The sequence below is a fragment of the Pseudoalteromonas sp. 120-MNA-CIBAN-0494 genome (assembly GCF_040308885.1).
Lineage (GTDB): Bacteria > Pseudomonadota > Gammaproteobacteria > Enterobacterales > Alteromonadaceae > Pseudoalteromonas > Pseudoalteromonas nigrifaciens.
In genome coordinates this window covers 102,017-120,428 of record NZ_JBEOOE010000003.1, presented here as the reverse complement: position 1 = coordinate 120,428, position 18,412 = coordinate 102,017, and the positions used below count along the sequence as shown (strand labels likewise).

Below are 18,412 nucleotides of genomic sequence, written 5' to 3'. Positions count from 1 at the left end.
ATGTAAAGTGTAGCTTAGTTACTTACTAGGCCACACTTTATGCAATTACTCTCACATAGTGGATTTATAACAGCCAATTCAAAACGCTTTATGGGTCAAAACAAACGCTTATTATTACCACTCTTTATATTAGTGTGTTTAGCCCTACCTAATTTACGCGCTATTACTATTACTGCACTCAGTGACGCATTTTTTCAGGTCAGTGTTTTTGTAGCAGCTACCTTACTAATTTACTACTATGCCATAGCACGTTTACCACAATTAGAGCTTAGTTATTTAAGCGCTAAGTCGCCTATTTTAGAAGTTGCTTTTGCATCTATACTAGGTGCATTACCAGGCTGTGGTGGTGCAATTATTGTTGTTACCCAATTTACAAAAGGCCAAGCCAGTTTTGGCGCTATTGTCGCGGTTTTAGCTGCAACAATGGGTGATGCGGCATTTTTACTACTTGCTACTCGCCCTACCGAAGGAGTAATTATTATGGGTATTGGCTTGGTTGTAGGAACTTTAAGCGGATTGATAGTAAATGCTATTCATAAAAAAGACTTTTTGCGACCACTCCCACAACAGCATAAACAACAGGTTATACAGCTACCAACAGCTATTATTAAAATATCTAAGCCGGTATGGATGGTTGCTATTGTTCCAAGCTTAATTATTGCTTTGTTAATTGCGTTTAATGTTGATTTTAACAAGTGGGGTACTAATATACCTAACATTATTAGCTTTTTTGGCGCTGCAATGGCACTGTTTATTGTCAGTATTTGGGCGTATTCGTCTAAAGGAGAGAGCTATAAAGAAGTCACCGCAGAAGACGATGCATGTAAGCGTAATCCTCCCTCTAATATTACCAAGGTATTACAAGACACTCACTTTGTAACTGCGTGGGTCGTTGCGTCATTTATGTTATTTGAAATATTAGTAAATGTGGCAGGACTTGATTTAAAAGCATGGTTTTTACACTATGCGTATTTAGCACCACTTATAGCGGTATTAATCGGTTTTTTACCCGGTTGCGGGCCACAAATAATTGTTACCACTTTGTACATTCAAGGTATTATTCCATTTAGTGCTTTAACTGCAAATGCTATTTCTAACGATGGCGATGCGCTGTTTCCTGCCATAGCAATGGCACCAAAAGCCGCGCTCATAGCAACTTTTTATACTGCAATACCGGCTTTAGGCGTGGGTTATGGTTTATATTTTTGGTGAGTAAGTAATACTTTTAAATACAGTAAACAAAAAACCAGCCGAAGCTGGTTTTTTAATAACAATAAGCGCGTATGTTTAGCTCATCGCCATCATCATTACCGATGGATTTTCTAAGTACGATTTCCAAAGGTTATTAAAACGGGCAATAGTGCCACCATCAATCACGCGATGATCGCCAGACCAGCTCACCTGCATTATAGCTTTGCTTACCACTTGGCCGTTTTCATCAAAACGCGGTAAGTGCTGTAATTTACCCAAAGCAACAATAGCCACCTCTGGTTTATTAATAATAGGCGTCGCAATAGTGCCGCCAATTGCACCAATATTTGAAATACTAATAGTACCGCCTTTCAAATCATCTGGCGCAACACGACCTTCTCGCGCTGAGTCGGTTAAACGGGTTAAATCGTTTGCAACTTCTACAATACTTTTGCTCTGACACGATTTAATATTAGGCACTAATAAACCTATTTTTGAGTCAACTGCAATTCCAATATTATGATCGTTATAATAGGTAAGCTCGCTGCACTCATCATTTACTTTAGAGTTAAGTACTGGGTACTCTTTCATTGCAAGCGATAATGCTTTAACAAAAAACGGCATCATGGTTAGTTTAATACCTTGCGCTTTATACTGCTCTTTTAAACTAGAGCGAAGCGCAATTAGCTTAGTTAAGTCTACTTCATCACTAAAGGTAAAGTGTGGAATGGTCGAAACCGACGCCACCATTTGTTTAGCCATTGCCGCTTTTATGCCTTTAATTGGCTCTACACGTGTACCACCTGAGTGTGTAGCTGATGTTCTTTGCTCATTGCCACTGTGCAATGGTGAGGTATCGATAGTGTTAGGAACTTCGCCTTTTACAAACTCTTCTATGTCTTGTTTATAAATACGGCCATTTTTACCACTGCCCGGTACACAGGTTAAATCAACATCAAGCTCGCGTGCTTTACGACGAACCGCTGGCGATGCAACTGCTTTTTTATTCACAATTTTAGTTGTTTGCTCAGCTTTAATAGCCGCTGGTTTATCTGCTGCATTAGTTTGTGCTTTTACCACTGCTTGATTTATATCTGCATCGGCTTTAGCTGTACGCCCTGCTACCGTCATTTGAAATAACGGGCTGTGCACTTTGGCTATTTCACCTTTTTGATAATACAGCTTATTTACAACACCAGTATATTTTGCCGGTATTTGTACCAAGGCTTTGTCTGTCATTACATCACAAACCGCTTGATCCTCAACTATTTCTTCACCTTCGGCAACTAACCAGTCAACAATTTCACACTCAACAATACCTTCGCCTATATCTGGCAAAATAAAATCTTCTAAGTGCTCGCTGCTATTATTACTGACAACCGTTTGAGCTGCTTTTTCAGGTGCTGCATCAGCTTCTTCGCTAACTGCTTCACCACTTACATTCATAGCAAATAATGGCCCATGAACCTTGGCAATTTCACCTTTTTGATAATAAAGCTTGGTAATAACCCCATCATGTACAGCGGGTATTTGCACTAATGCCTTGTCTGTCATTACATCACAAATAGGCTGATCTTCAGCCACAGTGTCACCTTCTGCTACAAGCCATTCAACAACTTCGCATTCAACTATGCCTTCACCAATATCGGGTAATATAAAATCTTTAGCCATGGTATCCCCTAAAAATCCATTGATTGTTTAATTGCGGCCAATACTTTTAATGCATCCGGTACATATTCTTTTTCAAGCGCTAACGGATACGGCGTATCTAAGCCACACACGCGCATAATTGGCGATTCTAAATGTAGGAAACATTCTTGACCAATGGTTGCCGCTATTTCTGCACCAAAGCCATTAGTAATTGGCGCTTCGTGGCTAACAATCAAGCGTCCAGTTTTAGTCACCGACTGTGCAATTGCCTCTACATCCCATGGTAAAATACTGCGTAAATCAATTACTTCGCAGCTAATGCCTTGTTCACTTGCTTGTTTGGCGGCGTCTTCTATTATTTCCATTTGCGCGCCCCACGCAAGTAAGGTCACGTCTGTACCTTGCTGTACTACCTCGGCTTTTCCAAGCTCAATGATGTAATCTTCTTCTGGCACTTCGCCGATTGATGCGCGGTATAAGCGTTTTGGTTCAAAAAACAATACCGGGTTGTCATCTTTGATTGCCGCGCGTAATAAGCCTTTTGCTTGGTACGGGTTACGTGGCACAATCACTTTTAAGCCTGGTGTATGTGCAAAGTAAGCCTCGGGTGATTGTGAATGATACAAGCCCCCTGCAATTCCGCCGCCGTAAGGTGTACGAATAGTTAAATTACCCACATTAAACTCATTACCACTGCGGTAGCGAAATTTAGCTGATTCATTGACTATTTGGTCAAAGGCTGGAAATATATAATCTGCAAACTGTATTTCTGCCAGCGCTGGAGCGCCAAAAGCCGCTAAACCATTCGCAAAACCTAAAATACCTTGCTCTGTAAGCGGGGTATTAAATACACGGTGTTTACCGTACTTTTCTTGTAAGCCTGAAGTTGCTCTAAATACACCACCAAAGTAACCCACATCTTCGCCAAAAATACAGGCTTGTGGATGCTCTGCCATAGTAATGTCAAGTGCAGAGTTAATTGCGTGTAGCATGTTCATTTTAGCCATTACTTAATTCTCCCTGCTGTAACTGGGTAGGCATCTGGATGCAGTTTTATATGCGCTTTTAGTTGCTCATATTGGCGTTGCAATGATGGAATTGGGGTATCGTAAACATCTGATATTAATTCTTCTAAAGCTGGCTTTGCCACTACTTCGGCACGTTTTAGCGCAGCTAAAATTTCTTCACGAATTGATTCTTTAGCTTTTACATCGTCGGCTTCGTTTAGCCAGTCTTGCTTAATTAGCCATTTTCTAAACTTGTCGATTGGGCATACTTGATGATTAGCTTCTTCATCTTTAGAGCGATAACCACTTGGATCGTCTGAGGTCGAATGCGCACCTAAGCGATAAGCAATTGATTCAATTAAAATTGGCTCGCCTGTGCTCACTGCAATTTCACGGGCTTTTTTAGTTGCCGCATACACTGCAAGGGCATCTGTGCCATCAACACGAATTGTTTTAATACCGTAACCAACGCCACGAGAAGCAATGCCGTCACCTTTAAACTGCTCATCTGCAGGGGTCGAAATAGCATAACCATTATTACGGGCAAAAAATATTACCGGCGCTTGATGCACTGCGGCCATATTTACACCGGCATGAAAGTCCCCTTCAGACGCTGCGCCTTCACCAAAATAACAAATAGTGATGTTATCTATAGTGCTGGCAAGCTCACCTGTTTTAGCATCTATATGTTTAATTTTTTGACCATAAGCGTAGCCAGTCGCTTGTGGAATTTGTGTTCCTAATGGCGATGATATGGTCATATAGTTTAATGCTTTAGAACCATAATGAATCGGCATTTGGCGGCCTTTGCCTAAATCCAGTTCATTAGAAAACATTTGGTTCATAAACTGATCAAGCGTAAAACCACGATAGTGAAGCGCCGCTTGTTCACGGTACTGAGCCATAATCATATCATTTTGATCAAGCGCAGCTGCAGAGGCTGTTACTGCAGCTTCTTCACCTAAACATTGCATATAAAAGCTAATGCGGCCTTGGCGCTGTGCACCTTGCATGCGTTCATCTAACAAACGTATAAAGCGCATGGTTTCGTATAATTTAATTGCGGTATGTTTTGAAATGTCGGGTGCGGTTGCACCTGGATGAATCTCGCCGTCCTCAGTTAAAATACTAAGGGTTGGAATAGTTAACGCATTGCCATCGATAAACTCAAGCTTATGGTTAATATTCAGCGATACGTTATTTGGATTACTCATAACCTACCTTCTTTTGTTGTCGATAAAACAGTGCCCATTAAATTATTATTGTGGGTTGATTGCTGCGAATAAACTTTGCAACATCTGCACTGTCTTTAATTAAAGCTGCCGACACTTTACGTTAACGTAAAGTGTTATTCAACAAATCTGTGACGAAACAAAACTAAATAGTGAGTATAAAAATGGCAAGTTAACTATACAGATATTTTACTATTTATTAATCATATAGTTAACTTATTACAACAAGTGGTCTGATCAGCTATTTTAAATAAAATTACTGTCTATCGCCATTGGCACAACGGTTAACAGCGCTCGCTGGCCAATAGCTACGTTTGCATTGGGGAAAATAATCGCTTCTCCTTGCACATCGGCGTAGTAAGGTGTATCGCCATCAGTAGCTAACAACTCACCCTTGGCAAAACCTGTGAAGTTTTCGGCCTGATCTGAAAATGGAAAACTAAATTCATTCTGCGTTCTATTTATGGTGCGGTGCACAGTAAACAACTCGAATTCATCTGCATTAAATTCTGGATATTCAACCTTATCTTGGCTAATTAATGCAGTGAGTGTTTGTTTGGTTTTTGCAAAGCGGCTCATGTCATTCTCACCAAAGGGCTTAACTTGGCCAAGCTCGACCGTAAACGAATCGGCACCATGCACAAATGATGAATAATAACTAAAGGTGGTTGCTGGGGATTTCATCATTAATACGGTATTTACCCCACAACTTAATAAAAACTGTAATTGCGACTTTTTCCACGGTTTACCATGTAAATAGGGATACACTGCAAACTTTTCGTTTTTAGAGCCACGAATTGCAGTATGTAAATCGTAATGGCAGCGGCTGCTACCTTGCTCGCCTCGGCTAAAAAAGTCACTTACGTACTGCTCTAATTTGGCTGCACGGGTACGTTCGTTATTCATTGGTACGCCGTCTACGCTATGGTGGCCATTAAACAACCTGTTAAGGTTTTCTTCTACAAAACGCAAACCAATATTAATTGATTGCGGATTACCAAAAATAAATAAAGCGCGCTGCTTTAAGAGCAGCTCACCGGCGATTATTTGTTTAATTAATTCGTCGCATATTTCGATTGGTGCGGTTTCGTTTCCGTGCACTGCACTTGAGTACACTACGTCTTTGCTTGAAACAGTGGCCGGTTGAAACTCTATAACACCGGTATCATGAATAGTAACTACTGTGCCATTATTGAGGGTGAACTCCCCTGCGGCTAAGTGCCATTCGTTATTGCGGCTTAGCGTTAAAAAGTCGCCAGTTTGTTTTAATTCTTCGATGTAATCTGGAGTAGTGGCTGACATATGGATAAAAGCCCTTTGTAAAATTGAAATTATTATTATGCAATTAAAAACAAAAACGGCTGATTAAATCAGCCGTTTTTAAGTAATATAAGCGATATTAGCTAATAACTGAGTCTACTAGCTTTTTAGCTTCTTTTTCAAGTAGTGCTAAATGCACTTCACCTTTAAACGACTCAAGGTAAATTTTGTATATATCTTCAGTACCCGATGGACGCGCTGCAAACCAACCACTTTCGGTAACTACTTTTAAACCACCAATTGGCGCATTATTACCTGGCGCATGGGTTAGCTTTTGTAAAATAGGTTCACCTGCGAGTGTATCGGCTTTAACGTCGTCGGCACTGAGGGCTTTTAAACGCGATTTTTGCGTGCTTGTAGCCGGTGCGTCTATACGTTTATAAAGCGGCGAGCCAAATTCTTGCTCTAACTCTTTATAAAGAGCAGACGGTGTTTTACCGGTAACAGCAAGTATTTCGGCCGCTAATAAGCCCATAATAAAGCCATCTTTGTCGGTACACCAAACACTGCCATCAAAACGTAAAAATGCGGCGCCAGCACTTTCTTCGCCGCCAAAGGCTAACTTACCTTTATTTAACCCTTCAACAAACCATTTAAAGCCAACCGGTACTTCTTTTACTTTACGGCCATTACGCTCAGTAACTTTGTCGATCATGGAGCTGGAAACTAACGTTTTGCCAATTTGCACATTTGCGTTCCAGTCTCGATTTTTAAGCAAATAATCAATCGCAACCGCTAAAAAGTGATTAGGGTTCATTAAACCATCTGGCGTTACTATGCCATGGCGGTCGTAATCTGGATCGTTACCAATGGCAATATCAAAATCATCTTTAAGCGCAATAAGATTGGCCATTGAATAAGGTGATGAGCAATCCATACGAATTTTGCCATCTTTATCAAGTGGCATAAATGCAAAACGAGGATCAACAACATCATTTACAACGCTAATGTCTAAATTATATTTTTTAGCGATAACCGGCCAAAAATTAATGCCTGAGCCGCCCAGCGGATCAACGCCAATTTTAATACCCGCTTCGCTAATGGCTTTTAAATTAACAATATTTTCTAGATCATTAATATACGGGGTCATTAAGTCTTGGTATTTAATAAACCCTGAGCGCGAGGCTTTAGCAAACGGAAATAATTCCACTTCAACTAAGTCCTCTAGTAATAACTGATTAGCTCTGTCTTCTATCCATTTAGTCACGTCGGTATCGGCAGGCCCGCCATCGGGTGGGTTGTATTTAAACCCGCCATCCTCTGGTGGGTTATGCGAAGGCGTAACTACAATACCGTCGGCTAATTCATTTGGGTGCAGCTTGTTGTAACTTACAATAGCGTGGCTAATTACAGGTGTTGGAGTAAAGTCACCATCGTCTTGGGTGATCACTTGCACTTCGTTGGCTACTAATACTTCTATTGCCGAATTAAAGGCCGCTTCACTTAAAGCGTGGGTGTCTTTTCCTAAAAATAACGGGCCAAAAATATCGTTTTGTTTTCTGTAGTCACAAATAGCTTGAGTAATAGAGAGTATGTGCGACTCGTTAAATTTAACATCGTAGGAGCAACCACGATGCCCTGATGTACCAAATGCAACACAATGCTCTGGATTCTGCTCAAGGTCTGGCTCATTTAAATAATACGCAGATACTAATTTAGGTACATTTATTAATACCGATTGTGGAGCTGGTTTGCCCGCACCTGGATGAATAGCCATAGTATTTCCTTACAGGTAGTCGCGAATTTTTTCAGCTTGTTCTGTGCTATAACCTAAACACAAAGCAACTTCATGAAGCATCATTTTTTTACGTGTAGTGTTAGAGTTTGTCATTACCCAATACTCACTGTCGGTGATGTTTTTAGGGTTCATACTGCTACCACTATTAACTAAGTCTTCTTTGCTAGTAGCAAAGTAAACGCGATCACGGCCTTTGATATCTAATACGGCGCGAAAGTCAGTTTTATGGGTACGGTAAAATGCACTTAAAATAAATAAAAACCGACCCACAACGCCTTTCTGCATTGCCAACTCTTCTTTATTTAATACATTAAATACATTCGCATTTTTTTGCTGCACAGACTTCTCAGCTACTGCACTTGGCTTAGCAGCAAGCGCAGGTGTTTGCTCTGCTACAGGGGTAATTTTAGGCAAGGTAGTTGTTGTTTGATTATTTTGATTAAGCTCTACGTTTGCGGTCTGAATTTTTTCGCCGCTCAGATTTAATAAACGACGTAAAATAGTGGATGCGCTCTCACCAATACTTTGCGTATTGCTGGCAATATACTGATATAACTCGTCGTCTATGTCGATTTGTTTCATGTTCTTCCTGTCATTACGGCCACATTTTTCTTTCCGTGTGATTATACCCAAACCAGTTAGAAATGCGAGTTACAACAAACCCCGCTGTAAACATATATTTTAAATTACTTATCAGCGCTATTTAAATTACTATTTAGCACGATTAAATAGCTAAATATTGTTGATAAAACAGGCTACAGCCCAATATTATATTTTGTGACTGTATTTTTTGCTTTTTAAGCAAATGCTCGTCACACTATGGCGAATTTTACACTGAGGCTAATATGCAGTTAAATTATAAGCAACAAGGGCAAGGCCCACATGTTATTTTAATTCATGGGCTTTTTGGATCATTAGAGAACTTAAACGTGATCGCAAAACCCCTTAGTGAATTTTATACCGTAACCAATGTCGATTTACGTAACCATGGCAAATCGCCCCATAGCGATACAATGACTTATGCGGCAATGGCCCAAGATATTATTGAATTATTAACGCATTTGAACATAGATAAAGCGCACATTATAGGCCACTCTATGGGCGGAAAAGTAGCAATGGAATTGGCATTAACCCATCCAGAGCACGTTAATAAATTAATTGTGCTTGATATAGCACCTGTTAGTTACCCTGCTCGCCACACTAAAATTATTCAAGCGCTTAAAGCGGTTGCAAACGAATCTATTACAGATAGAAAGCATGCCGATGTAATTATGCAGCCTTTTATAGACGAGATGGGTGTGCGTCAGTTTTTATTAAAAAGTTTAGCTAAAAACGATGAAGGCAATTTTGCATGGCGGTTTAATTTATTGAGTCTTGATAAAAATTATTCGATAATTACCGACAATGTTAATGAAAACAATTCTTGTTTGTGCGACACTCTATTTATTAAAGGTAATGATTCTGACTATATATTAGCTGAGCATAGAGCGGCTATTAATGCGCGCTTTAGTAATGCCAGTGCCAAAATAATTCACGGTGCTGGCCACTGGTTGCATGCGCAAAAGCCATTAGCAGTGAATAAAGCAATAAATGACTTTTTAACTGCGATTTAAACTCATTTTAATCGCCTGTTTTTGATTTTGCGTACTAAAAAGTCGTATATTTATATGCTATAGTATGCGCCGTTTAATTTAAAGGTTACACGTTGATGGTCAGTCAGTTAATTAACGAATTTGATACCTTAGGGTTGTATTTTGGCTTAGCCGGTATTTTTATATTTATCGGTATGGCAATTAAAGACGTACTAAAAAGCGGCAATGTACCCAAGTTTGGTCGTTACATTGTTTGGGCTGTACTCTTTTTAGGGTGTTCTGGCTTTATTGCTAAAGGACTTATTCAAGTATTTTGGCAAGGCGCAGGTGTAGGTTAAGCATGGCCAAGTCAGAAACAGATAGAACAACGCTCGATTTATTTGAATACGAAAAACGCCCAGGCAGACCTAAAACCAATCCCCTTCCACGGGATATGCAGTTAAAGGTTAATAAACGTAATCAAATAAAAAGAGATAAAGCACGTGGTTTAAAGCGTGTTGAATTTAAAGTTTCTTCACAGTTATATCAGGCACTTAGTGATATGGCAGATGCACAAAATATTAGCCGCAGTGTGTTGATTGAAACAATTTTACAAGAAAGATTGGCTATTGATAGATAAAAGGTTTAATCCATGGCAAGTGTAGGCATTTTTTTCGGAAGTGACACAGGTAATACAGAACACGTAGCAAAAATGATCCAAAAAGAATTGGGTAAAAAGCTCGTAGCTGTACATGATATTGCAAAAAGCTCTAAAGAAGAGATTGCGGAATTTGATTTAATCTTATTTGGTATTCCTACTTGGTATTATGGCGAAGCGCAATGTGATTGGGATGATTTTTTTCCTGAGCTTGAAGAAGTAGACTTTGAAGGTAAGCTGGTTGCTATTTTTGGTTGTGGTGACCAAGAAGACTACGCAGAGTACTTTTTAGATGCAATGGGCATGATTAACGATATAGTTACTGAACGTGGTGCTATTGTGGTTGGTCATTGGCCAAGTGAAAGTTATAACTTTGAAGCATCTAAAGGTATTGCTGATGACAAACATTTTGTTGGTTTAGGTATCGATGAAGACCGTCAACCAGAACTTACTGAGCAGCGTGTTAAAGCCTGGTCTGCCCAAGTTTATGAAGAAATGTGTTTAAGCGAACTTGCTGATTAACTTTATTTTTTCTTGGTTTTTGCTTAAATTAGTAGCAATATATTAGTAAATGCGTTTTTATCGGTATTTATTAGCTTTGACCTTTGCACTTAGTAGCTAGGCACGTTACCCTTACCGGTTGATGTGTCGTGTACATCTATTCGTGTACATCCTTGCAAGGTGTCTAGTATAACCAAACAAAATTGAGACAGATTTAATGACTGATCATAATTTGGAATTAAAAAAAGCCGGTTTAAAGGTTACTTTACCGCGAATTAAGATTTTAGAGATTTTACAATCACCTGATAACCAGCATATTAGTGCTGAGGATGTTTATAAAATTCTTCTAGATTTGGGTGAAGAAATCGGTCTTGCAACTGTATATCGCGTACTTAATCAATTTGATGACGCTGGTATTGTTACTCGCCATCACTTTGAAGGTGGTAAATCAGTATTTGAACTTGCAACCAGCACTCACCATGACCACTTAGTATGTCTAAAATGTGGTAAAGTGGTTGAGTTTGAAGATGATGTTATTGAACGTCGCCAACTTGAAGTTGCTGAAAGAAATGGTATTAAATTAACCAATCATTCTTTATATTTGTATGGTGAATGCGAAGACAAAGAAGCGTGCAAAAATTTTGCTAATAATATAAGTTAAGCTTGTATTATAAACAAAAAAAACCTGCTTAATGCAGGTTTTTTTGTCAGTAAAATTCCCAGTACTCATTACTAACACTTCCTAGGTAATAATGAGTACAGAGGCGTTAACCTTTACTGAGTTTTTGACCATGAGTCACGCAGACCCACTGTTTGATTAAATACTATGTTTTTCGCTTTTGAATCTCGCGAAAAATAGCCAGTACGTTCAAACTGAAAACCTTGCTCGGCTGCTGAATTAGCCAACGATGGCTCTAACTTAGCATTCGTTAAAATAACTAATGAGTCAGGGTTTAAGGTGCTTTCAAACTCATCGGCTGCTGCTGGGTTTGGTACGCTAAATAAACGGTCATATAAACGTACTTCTGCTGTAATCGCTTCACTTGCCGATACCCAATGAATAACCCCTTTAACTTTACGACCATCACTTGGGTTTTTACCTAGCGTTTCTGGATCAAAAGTACAATAAATAGTGGTAATTTCACCATTTTCGTCTTTTTCAACACGCTGTGCTTTAATAACATAAGCGCCGCGTAAGCGTACTTCTTTATCAAGTACTAAACGTTTGAACTTGTTATTAGCTTCTTCTTTAAAGTCTTCACGTTCAATATAAATTTCACGTGTGAATGGCACATCACGGCGACCCATTTCTTCTTTATTTGGGTGATTAGCCACAGATAAGGTTTCAACTTTATCAGCATCATAGTTTTCAATAACGATTTTAACGGGATCAAGTACCGCCATTGCACGTGGTGCATTTTCGTTAAGATCTTCACGGATACAGGCTTCAAGCATGCCCATTTCAACCATGTTTTCTTGTTTGGTTACACCAATACGTAAGCAGAACTCACGAATGGAGGCTGGGGTATAACCACGACGACGTAAGCCTGCAATCGTAGGCATACGTGGATCATCCCACCCTTCTACATGATTATTCACTACTAAGTCGCTGAGCTTGCGCTTAGACATAATAGTGTACTCTAGGTTTAAGCGTGAAAACTCAATTTGCTGTGGATGACACTCTAAACTGATGTTATCAAGTACCCAGTCGTATAAACGACGGTTATCTTGAAACTCCAGTGTACACAATGAATGAGTAATACCTTCTAGCGCATCAGAAATACAGTGAGTAAAGTCGTACATTGGGTAAATGCACCACTTATCTGCAGTTTGATGATGATGAGCAAAGCGTACACGATAAATAATAGGATCGCGAAGCACCATAAATGAGCTTGCCATATCAATTTTAGCGCGCAGTACACACTCGCCTTCTTTAAACTCGCCATTACGCATTTTTTCAAATAACGCGAGATTCTCATCACTTGCTGTATCGCGGTATGGGCTGTTTTTACCCGGCTCTTTTAATGTGCCACGGTATTCACGGGCTTGATCTGCCGTTAAAAAGCACACATACGCTAAGCCTTTATTTATTAGCTCAACTGCATAATCGTATAATATATCGAAGTAATTAGACGAGTATTTAATTTCGCCATCCCAATTAAAGCCTAACCACTGCACGTCTTCTTTAATAGAATTAACGTAGTTAATATCTTCTTTTTCTGGGTTTGTATCGTCAAAGCGTAAGTTACATAAACCGTTATAGTCTTTTGCGATGCCAAAATTTAAACAAATTGATTTTGCATGGCCAATGTGTAAAAAACCATTTGGTTCGGGTGGAAAACGAGTATGCGTAGACGCATGCTTTCCACTTGCTAAATCTTGGTCAATGCGGGTTCTAATAAAATTACTTGGGCGATTCTCGATTTCCGCCATAGGAGTATGATCCTCAAAATAGTGCGTGATAACAAAACTAATGCATTATTACAAAAACATACACTAACATACAGCAATAGATTAAGGTTTATTTTAGATCTTGGTTAACTTTAATTCAGTAACGAGTCAGTTAATGAATAAACTTTGTTTTAGCGCAATAATAACGTCATCAAAGGCCATTATAGTAAGCAAATAACCTGACTTAAAGGAACCATCATGGCTATACAAAATCAACACCGTGTTTATATTCCAACCAATGCCCGTACCAATCACTACCTTTTAGCTGAAATAACCCCTACCACTGATTTTTATAAAAGCTTTAGTAATATTAACTGTTGTTATGAGCGTATAGCACGTGAGCTTTTTTCTTGCTGTGATGAGCTTGGCTTACACAATGTGCATTTATTAGCGAACGACAAACTACCTGTAGTACGCTTTAACGATGAGTCGTATCAGCTTGAAACGAATAAACAAATGTTGTTTTTTTATAACCCTCGCTACCACGAAGCACATAAAGCGTACTACACTGAAAATATAGCCAGTAAAAAAATCAGGCTGTTATTTTTAGCAACCGGTGACGATCTGCGTGCAAATTCAGCACTGTTTCATAGCAAGGTACAAAAGGTATTAAATAATTTACAACAGCAGTTATTTTTAGAACAACCATTGTTTAAACTGCGCGATCATCAACATTTAACCTATGACTTATTTGCTAAAGATAAAGGCAATAAACAAACCTACGGTTATAAACTGCGTAGCCTCTACCCTCGCTACCAGTCAAGGCAGTGTAATATTCCCAGTGATCATGCCCAAATGAGCTATGCAACCTTCGCTATTCCAGTGTCACGAGCAATCAAAACGCAATTTCAAACACAAATAAATAATCGTGATTTTAAGCAATTTTATACATACTTTACCGATTTATTTACCCAAATTTGTAATACCAATAAGTTAACCCACGGGGCTATGGTTGCTAATGGCGCTATACCTATTATTCGTAATAGCAGCATTGATAAAAATGACGGTAATCAAGAATTACAAAAGTTAAGCTTTGACATAGAGACTGATCAAGTGCAAATTAAAGCGCTATTTAATGAAGATAAATTAGTAGAAACACTGCATTTTGTAGTGGTGGCTGCGCAGCATAATAATAATGAAATGGGCTATGGGCGGTTTATGAATCAAGTAGAGAAAACGATTCATACTTTGTGCGATGAGTTAGCTATAAATAAACAACGCCAAGATTTATCAGTGCGGTTTTATCAGCATATAAGCTACCTATACTAAGTGTAAAAGTAAAAGTGCAGATAACAAAAAGGCTCGCATTAGCGAGCCTTTTTAGAGTAAAAAAGCGATTACCAGCCTGTTTTCTCTTTAAGTGCTTTACCGATATCAGCAAGTGAACGTACAGTTTTTACGCCCGCAGCTTCTAGTGCAGCAAATTTCTCATCAGCAGTACCTTTACCACCGGCAATGATTGCGCCAGCGTGACCCATACGCTTACCTTCTGGTGCAGTAACACCAGCAATGTAAGATACTACAGGTTTAGTAACGTGTGCTTTGATGTACTCTGCAGCTTCTTCTTCTGCAGTACCACCAATTTCACCGATCATTACGATCGCTTCAGTTTGTGGATCTTTTTCGAACATTTCTAAAACGTCGATAAAGTTAGTACCTGGAATTGGGTCGCCACCAATACCAACACATGTAGACTGACCAAAACCAGCATCAGTAGTTTGCTTAACTGCTTCGTACGTTAATGTACCAGAGCGAGAAACAATACCTACTTTACCAGGTTTGTGGATATGACCAGGCATGATACCAATCTTAGTTTCACCAGGAGTAATAACACCTGGGCAGTTAGGACCGATCATACGTGTACCTGTTTGATCTAGTTTGATTTTAACATCAACCATATCAAGTGTAGGAATACCTTCAGTGATACAAACAATCAGCTCGATGCCTGCATCGATTGCTTCTAAGATTGCATCTTTACAAAAAGGTGCTGGTACATAGATAACAGACGCAGTTGCGCCAGTTTCTTGTACTGCTTCACGTACTGTATTGAATACAGGAAGACCAAGGTGCGTTTGACCGCCTTTACCTGGGCTTACGCCACCAACCATTTGTGTACCGTACTCAAGCGCTTGCTCTGAGTGGAAAGTACCTTGGCCACCGGTGAAACCTTGACAGATAACTTTTGTATCTTTATTGATTAATACAGACATTATTTGCCCTCCGCAGCAGCAACTACTTTTTCAGCAGCGTCTGTTAGTGATTCAGCAGCGATGATGTCTAGACCAGAGTTTTTAAGAACTTCACGGCCTAGTTCAGCGTTAGTACCTTCTAAACGTACAACTACTGGTACGTTTACGCCTACTTCTTTAACTGCGCCAATGATGCCTTCAGCAATCATGTCACAACGTACAATACCGCCAAAGATGTTAACTAAAACAGCTTTAACATTATCATCAGAAAGAATGATTTTGAATGCTTCTGAAACACGTTCTTTAGTCGCGCCGCCGCCAACATCTAGGAAGTTAGCCGGTTTGCCACCGTGTAGATTTACGATGTCCATAGTACCCATTGCTAGGCCTGCACCGTTAACCATACAACCAACGTTGCCATCTAGCGCTACGTAGTTAAGCTCAAAGCTTGCTGCATGTGCTTCACGTGAATCTTCTTGTGAAGGATCGTGGAATTCACGGATTTTAGGTTGACGGTAAAGTGCATTACCATCGATACCGATTTTGCCGTCAAGACAGTGAAGGTTACCTTCGTCTGTGATCACAAGCGGGTTGATTTCAAGTAATGCGAAATCAAAATCAGTGAACATTTTACCAAGACCCATAAAGATCTTAACAAACTGTTTCATTTGTACTGGGTTAAGACCCAATTTGAAACCTAGTTCACGTGCTTGATAAGCTTGAGGACCTACTAATGGGTCGATCTCAGCTTTGTGGATAAGCTCAGGTGTTTCCTCAGCAACAGTTTCAATTTCAACGCCGCCTTCAGTAGACGCCATGAAAACAACTTTGCGAGATGCACGGTCAACAACTGCACCTAGGTACAATTCGTTGGCGATGTCAGTACAGCTTTCTACTAAAATTTTAGCAACTGGCTGGCCTTTTTCGTCTGTTTGGTAAGTAACTAGGTTTTTACCTAACCAGTTAGCTGCAAACGCTTTAACTTCGTCGATAGTTTTTACTAGCTTTACACCGCCAGCTTTACCACGTCCACCTGCGTGAACCTGAGTTTTAACAACCCACATATCGCCGCCAATTTTTTCAGCAGCAGCTGCAGCTTCTTCAGGTGTATCGCAAGCGTAACCTGTAGAAACTGGTAAACCATATTCGGCAAAAAGTTGTTTTGCCTGATACTCATGCAAATTCATGATGCTTTATCCAAATTTTTATACTAAAAGAGCCGAATATTTTTTCAAATAAACAACTATCCCAAATTGCGACCATAGTATAGATCCCAAGGCTTAACATGAAAACCCCAGTATGACCAAAGGCGCAAAAAAAAAAGCTGTGAATGTTCATTCACAGCTTACATTTCATACAACTAAATTAAACATCCAGTAATAAGCGTGTTGGATCTTCAAGTAACTCTTTAATTGTTACTAAGAAGCCAACAGATTCTTTGCCATCAATGATGCGGTGGTCATAAGAAAGTGCTAAATACATCATAGGAAGTATTTCTACTTTACCGTTTACAGCCATTGGACGATCTTGGATTTTATGCATACCCAAAATTGAAGACTGCGGTAAATTAATGATAGGAGTAGATAGTAAAGAACCAAATACACCGCCATTTGTAATAGTGAAGTTACCACCCGTCATATCATCAAGTGTTAGCTTACCATCACGACCTTTTAGTGCTAGCTCACGAATACCTTTTTCGATTTCTGCAACTGATAACTTGTCACAATCTTTAAGTACTGGCGTTACTAGACCACGAGGTGTAGATACAGCGATGCTGATGTCGAAGTAGTTGTGATAAACAATATCGTCACCATCAATTGATGCATTTACATCTGGGAAGCGCTTAAGTGCTTCAGTAACCGCTTTCACGTAGAAAGACATGAAACCTAAACGAATACCGTGGCGCTTTTCAAACACTTCTTGATACTGCTTACGAAGGCTCATGATAGGTTCCATGTTCACTTCGTTGAATGTTGTTAACATTGCAGTTGAGTTTTTCGCTTCAAGTAAGCGCTTAGCAATTGTTTTACGTAAACGCGTCATAGGAACACGTTTTTGTGTACGATCGCCCATTGCTGCTGCAGGTGCCGCCGCTGGTGCTGCTTTTGCCGCTGGTGCAGGTGCTTTTAAGAAAGTATCTACGTCTTCTTTAGTTACACGACCGTTTTTACCCGTGCCTTTAATTTTTGCAGCGTCTAGGCCTTTTTCAGCAATTAAACGACGTACTGAAGGTGTTAACACATCAGAGCTGTCGTTTGACTCACTTGCTGCTGGTGCAGCTGCGTCTGCTTTTTTAGCTGGTGCTGCTGGAGCGCCGCCCGCTTTAACCGAACCAATTACTTGCTCGCCTAATACAGTGTCGCCTTCGCCGTGGATTATTTCACCCATGATACCGTCTTCTTGAGCAACAACCTCAAGTACCACTTTATCAGTTTCAATATCTACTAAGTTTTGATCGCGAGTTACTGCGTCGCCTGCTTGTACATGCCATGTAGCAATTGTTGCGTCTGCAACTGATTCTGGAAGTACAGGAACTTTAATATCCACTTCTTTACCTTCTGATGCTGGTGCTGATTGCGCCGCTGGCGCGTCTTCTGATTTAGTTGCTGCAGATTCTTCAGTTGAAGAGTCTTCTTTTGGTGCATCTTCACTTGCTGGTGCTGCATCAGCATCGCCAAGTAAACCGATAACTTGATCGCCAAGTACCGTAGCGCCTTCTTCTTGTGTAATTTCAGTAATCACACCGTCATGTTGCGCAACAACTTCTAAAACCACTTTATCTGTTTCAATGTCTACTAAGTTTTGGTCGCGAGTTACTTTGTCGCCAACACTTACATGCCATGTAGCAACGGTAGCATCTGCAACCGACTCAGGAAGAACAGGAACTTTAATTTCTGTGCTCAT

Annotated in this window: 17 protein-coding genes; 7 read left to right on the top strand and 10 right to left on the bottom strand. The window is 39.8% G+C overall.

Translation table 11 applies throughout. The features are described 5' to 3' along the window. Nucleotides 1–39 precede the first annotated feature (39 nt). On the top strand, nt 40–1,212 hold the full coding sequence (locus AAEY55_RS03790; RefSeq protein WP_182676641.1) for a putative manganese transporter: 1,173 nt from the start codon (nt 40–42) through the stop codon (nt 1,210–1,212). Nucleotides 1,213–1,287: 75 nt separating this feature from the next. On the opposite strand, the gene AAEY55_RS03785 is transcribed toward AAEY55_RS03790, so the two are convergent. The 6 genes from AAEY55_RS03785 to seqA form a co-directional block, all read right to left on the bottom strand. Then, on the bottom strand, nt 1,288–2,862 hold the full coding sequence (locus tag AAEY55_RS03785) for a dihydrolipoyllysine-residue acetyltransferase (protein WP_011328308.1): 1,575 nt from the start codon (nt 2,860–2,862) through the stop codon (nt 1,288–1,290). A gap of 8 nt (nt 2,863–2,870) precedes the next feature. Then, entirely contained in the window at nt 2,871–3,848 is a 978-nt protein-coding gene (locus AAEY55_RS03780) for a transketolase C-terminal domain-containing protein (RefSeq protein ID WP_350550103.1), read from the bottom strand. Next, entirely contained in the window at nt 3,848–5,062 is a 1,215-nt protein-coding gene (locus AAEY55_RS03775) for a thiamine pyrophosphate-dependent dehydrogenase E1 component subunit alpha (protein WP_011328310.1), read from the bottom strand. Before AAEY55_RS03775 ends, AAEY55_RS03780 begins: the two co-directional genes overlap by 1 nt. Before the next feature lie 264 nt (nt 5,063–5,326). Then, complete coding sequence (gene astE, locus AAEY55_RS03770) at nt 5,327–6,382, bottom strand: succinylglutamate desuccinylase (RefSeq protein ID WP_011328311.1); 1,056 nt, start codon at nt 6,380–6,382, stop codon at nt 5,327–5,329. Between the two features lie 97 nt (nt 6,383–6,479). Further along, nucleotides 6,480–8,117, bottom strand: coding sequence for a phosphoglucomutase (alpha-D-glucose-1,6-bisphosphate-dependent) (gene pgm / locus AAEY55_RS03765; RefSeq protein ID WP_339683125.1), 1,638 nt, complete (start codon nt 8,115–8,117; stop codon nt 6,480–6,482). A 9-nt stretch (nt 8,118–8,126) separates the two neighbouring features. Beyond that, entirely contained in the window at nt 8,127–8,720 is a 594-nt protein-coding gene (gene seqA, locus AAEY55_RS03760; RefSeq protein WP_089368346.1) for a replication initiation negative regulator SeqA, read from the bottom strand. A 263-nt stretch (nt 8,721–8,983) separates the two neighbouring features. On the opposite strand from seqA, the gene AAEY55_RS03755 reads away from it, so the two are divergent. The 5 genes from AAEY55_RS03755 (at nt 8,984) to fur (ending at nt 11,529) form a co-directional block, all read left to right on the top strand. Then, a complete protein-coding gene (locus AAEY55_RS03755; RefSeq protein WP_339683121.1) occupies nt 8,984–9,751 on the top strand; it encodes an alpha/beta fold hydrolase in 768 nt (255 codons plus the stop codon). A 95-nt stretch (nt 9,752–9,846) separates the two neighbouring features. Continuing rightward, entirely contained in the window at nt 9,847–10,068 is a 222-nt protein-coding gene (locus AAEY55_RS03750; RefSeq protein ID WP_011328315.1) for a DUF2788 domain-containing protein, read from the top strand. 2 nt (nt 10,069–10,070) lie between these two features. Beyond that, the gene (gene ybfE, locus AAEY55_RS03745; RefSeq protein WP_011328316.1) at nt 10,071–10,349 is read left to right on the top strand and encodes a LexA regulated protein; all 279 of its coding nucleotides are present in this window, start codon (nt 10,071–10,073) and stop codon (nt 10,347–10,349) included. A gap of 12 nt (nt 10,350–10,361) precedes the next feature. Beyond that, entirely contained in the window at nt 10,362–10,889 is a 528-nt protein-coding gene (gene fldA / locus AAEY55_RS03740; RefSeq protein ID WP_011328317.1) for a flavodoxin FldA, read from the top strand. 196 nt (nt 10,890–11,085) lie between these two features. After that, nucleotides 11,086–11,529, top strand: coding sequence for a ferric iron uptake transcriptional regulator (gene fur, locus AAEY55_RS03735; protein WP_011328319.1), 444 nt, complete (start codon nt 11,086–11,088; stop codon nt 11,527–11,529). Nucleotides 11,530–11,642: 113 nt separating this feature from the next. Here fur and glnS read toward each other — a convergent pair whose 3' ends face one another. Next, the gene (gene glnS, locus AAEY55_RS03730) at nt 11,643–13,301 is read right to left on the bottom strand and encodes a glutamine--tRNA ligase (RefSeq protein WP_086994249.1); all 1,659 of its coding nucleotides are present in this window, start codon (nt 13,299–13,301) and stop codon (nt 11,643–11,645) included. 216 nt (nt 13,302–13,517) lie between these two features. Here glnS and AAEY55_RS03725 point away from each other — a divergent pair, with 216 nt between their 5' ends. Continuing rightward, entirely contained in the window at nt 13,518–14,588 is a 1,071-nt protein-coding gene (locus AAEY55_RS03725) for a DUF3083 family protein (protein WP_011328321.1), read from the top strand. A 68-nt stretch (nt 14,589–14,656) separates the two neighbouring features. Here the strand turns inward: AAEY55_RS03725 and sucD are convergent, their stop codons facing one another. From sucD to odhB, 3 genes are all read right to left on the bottom strand, one after another. Beyond that, nucleotides 14,657–15,529, bottom strand: coding sequence for a succinate--CoA ligase subunit alpha (sucD, locus tag AAEY55_RS03720; RefSeq protein WP_011328322.1), 873 nt, complete (start codon nt 15,527–15,529; stop codon nt 14,657–14,659). Continuing rightward, a complete protein-coding gene (gene sucC, locus AAEY55_RS03715; RefSeq protein ID WP_011328323.1) occupies nt 15,529–16,695 on the bottom strand; it encodes an ADP-forming succinate--CoA ligase subunit beta in 1,167 nt (388 codons plus the stop codon). The genes sucD and sucC overlap by 1 nt, the downstream gene beginning before the upstream one ends. Before the next feature lie 178 nt (nt 16,696–16,873). Next, on the bottom strand, nt 16,874–18,412 hold the full coding sequence (gene odhB / locus AAEY55_RS03710) for a 2-oxoglutarate dehydrogenase complex dihydrolipoyllysine-residue succinyltransferase (protein ID WP_011328324.1): 1,539 nt from the start codon (nt 18,410–18,412) through the stop codon (nt 16,874–16,876).

Excerpts from the sequence above, each read along its gene's own strand:
- AAEY55_RS03790 (WP_182676641.1), top strand. The coding sequence starts at position 40 with ATGCAATTACTCTCACATAGTGGATTTATAACAGCCAATTCAAAACGC.
- AAEY55_RS03785 (WP_011328308.1), bottom strand. The coding sequence starts at position 2,862 with ATGGCTAAAGATTTTATATTACCCGATATTGGTGAAGGCATAGTTGAA.
- AAEY55_RS03780 (WP_350550103.1), bottom strand. The coding sequence starts at position 3,848 with ATGGCTAAAATGAACATGCTACACGCAATTAACTCTGCACTTGACATT.
- AAEY55_RS03775 (WP_011328310.1), bottom strand. The coding sequence starts at position 5,062 with ATGAGTAATCCAAATAACGTATCGCTGAATATTAACCATAAGCTTGAG.
- astE (WP_011328311.1), bottom strand. The coding sequence starts at position 6,382 with ATGTCAGCCACTACTCCAGATTACATCGAAGAATTAAAACAAACTGGC.
- pgm (WP_339683125.1), bottom strand. The coding sequence starts at position 8,117 with ATGGCTATTCATCCAGGTGCGGGCAAACCAGCTCCACAATCGGTATTA.
- seqA (WP_089368346.1), bottom strand. The coding sequence starts at position 8,720 with ATGAAACAAATCGACATAGACGACGAGTTATATCAGTATATTGCCAGC.
- AAEY55_RS03755 (WP_339683121.1), top strand. The coding sequence starts at position 8,984 with ATGCAGTTAAATTATAAGCAACAAGGGCAAGGCCCACATGTTATTTTA.
- AAEY55_RS03750 (WP_011328315.1), top strand. The coding sequence starts at position 9,847 with ATGGTCAGTCAGTTAATTAACGAATTTGATACCTTAGGGTTGTATTTT.
- ybfE (WP_011328316.1), top strand. The coding sequence starts at position 10,071 with ATGGCCAAGTCAGAAACAGATAGAACAACGCTCGATTTATTTGAATAC.
- fldA (WP_011328317.1), top strand. The coding sequence starts at position 10,362 with ATGGCAAGTGTAGGCATTTTTTTCGGAAGTGACACAGGTAATACAGAA.
- fur (WP_011328319.1), top strand. The coding sequence starts at position 11,086 with ATGACTGATCATAATTTGGAATTAAAAAAAGCCGGTTTAAAGGTTACT.
- glnS (WP_086994249.1), bottom strand. The coding sequence starts at position 13,301 with ATGGCGGAAATCGAGAATCGCCCAAGTAATTTTATTAGAACCCGCATT.
- AAEY55_RS03725 (WP_011328321.1), top strand. The coding sequence starts at position 13,518 with ATGGCTATACAAAATCAACACCGTGTTTATATTCCAACCAATGCCCGT.
- sucD (WP_011328322.1), bottom strand. The coding sequence starts at position 15,529 with ATGTCTGTATTAATCAATAAAGATACAAAAGTTATCTGTCAAGGTTTC.
- sucC (WP_011328323.1), bottom strand. The coding sequence starts at position 16,695 with ATGAATTTGCATGAGTATCAGGCAAAACAACTTTTTGCCGAATATGGT.
- odhB (WP_011328324.1), bottom strand. The coding sequence starts at position 18,412 with ATGAGCACAGAAATTAAAGTTCCTGTTCTTCCTGAGTCGGTTGCAGAT.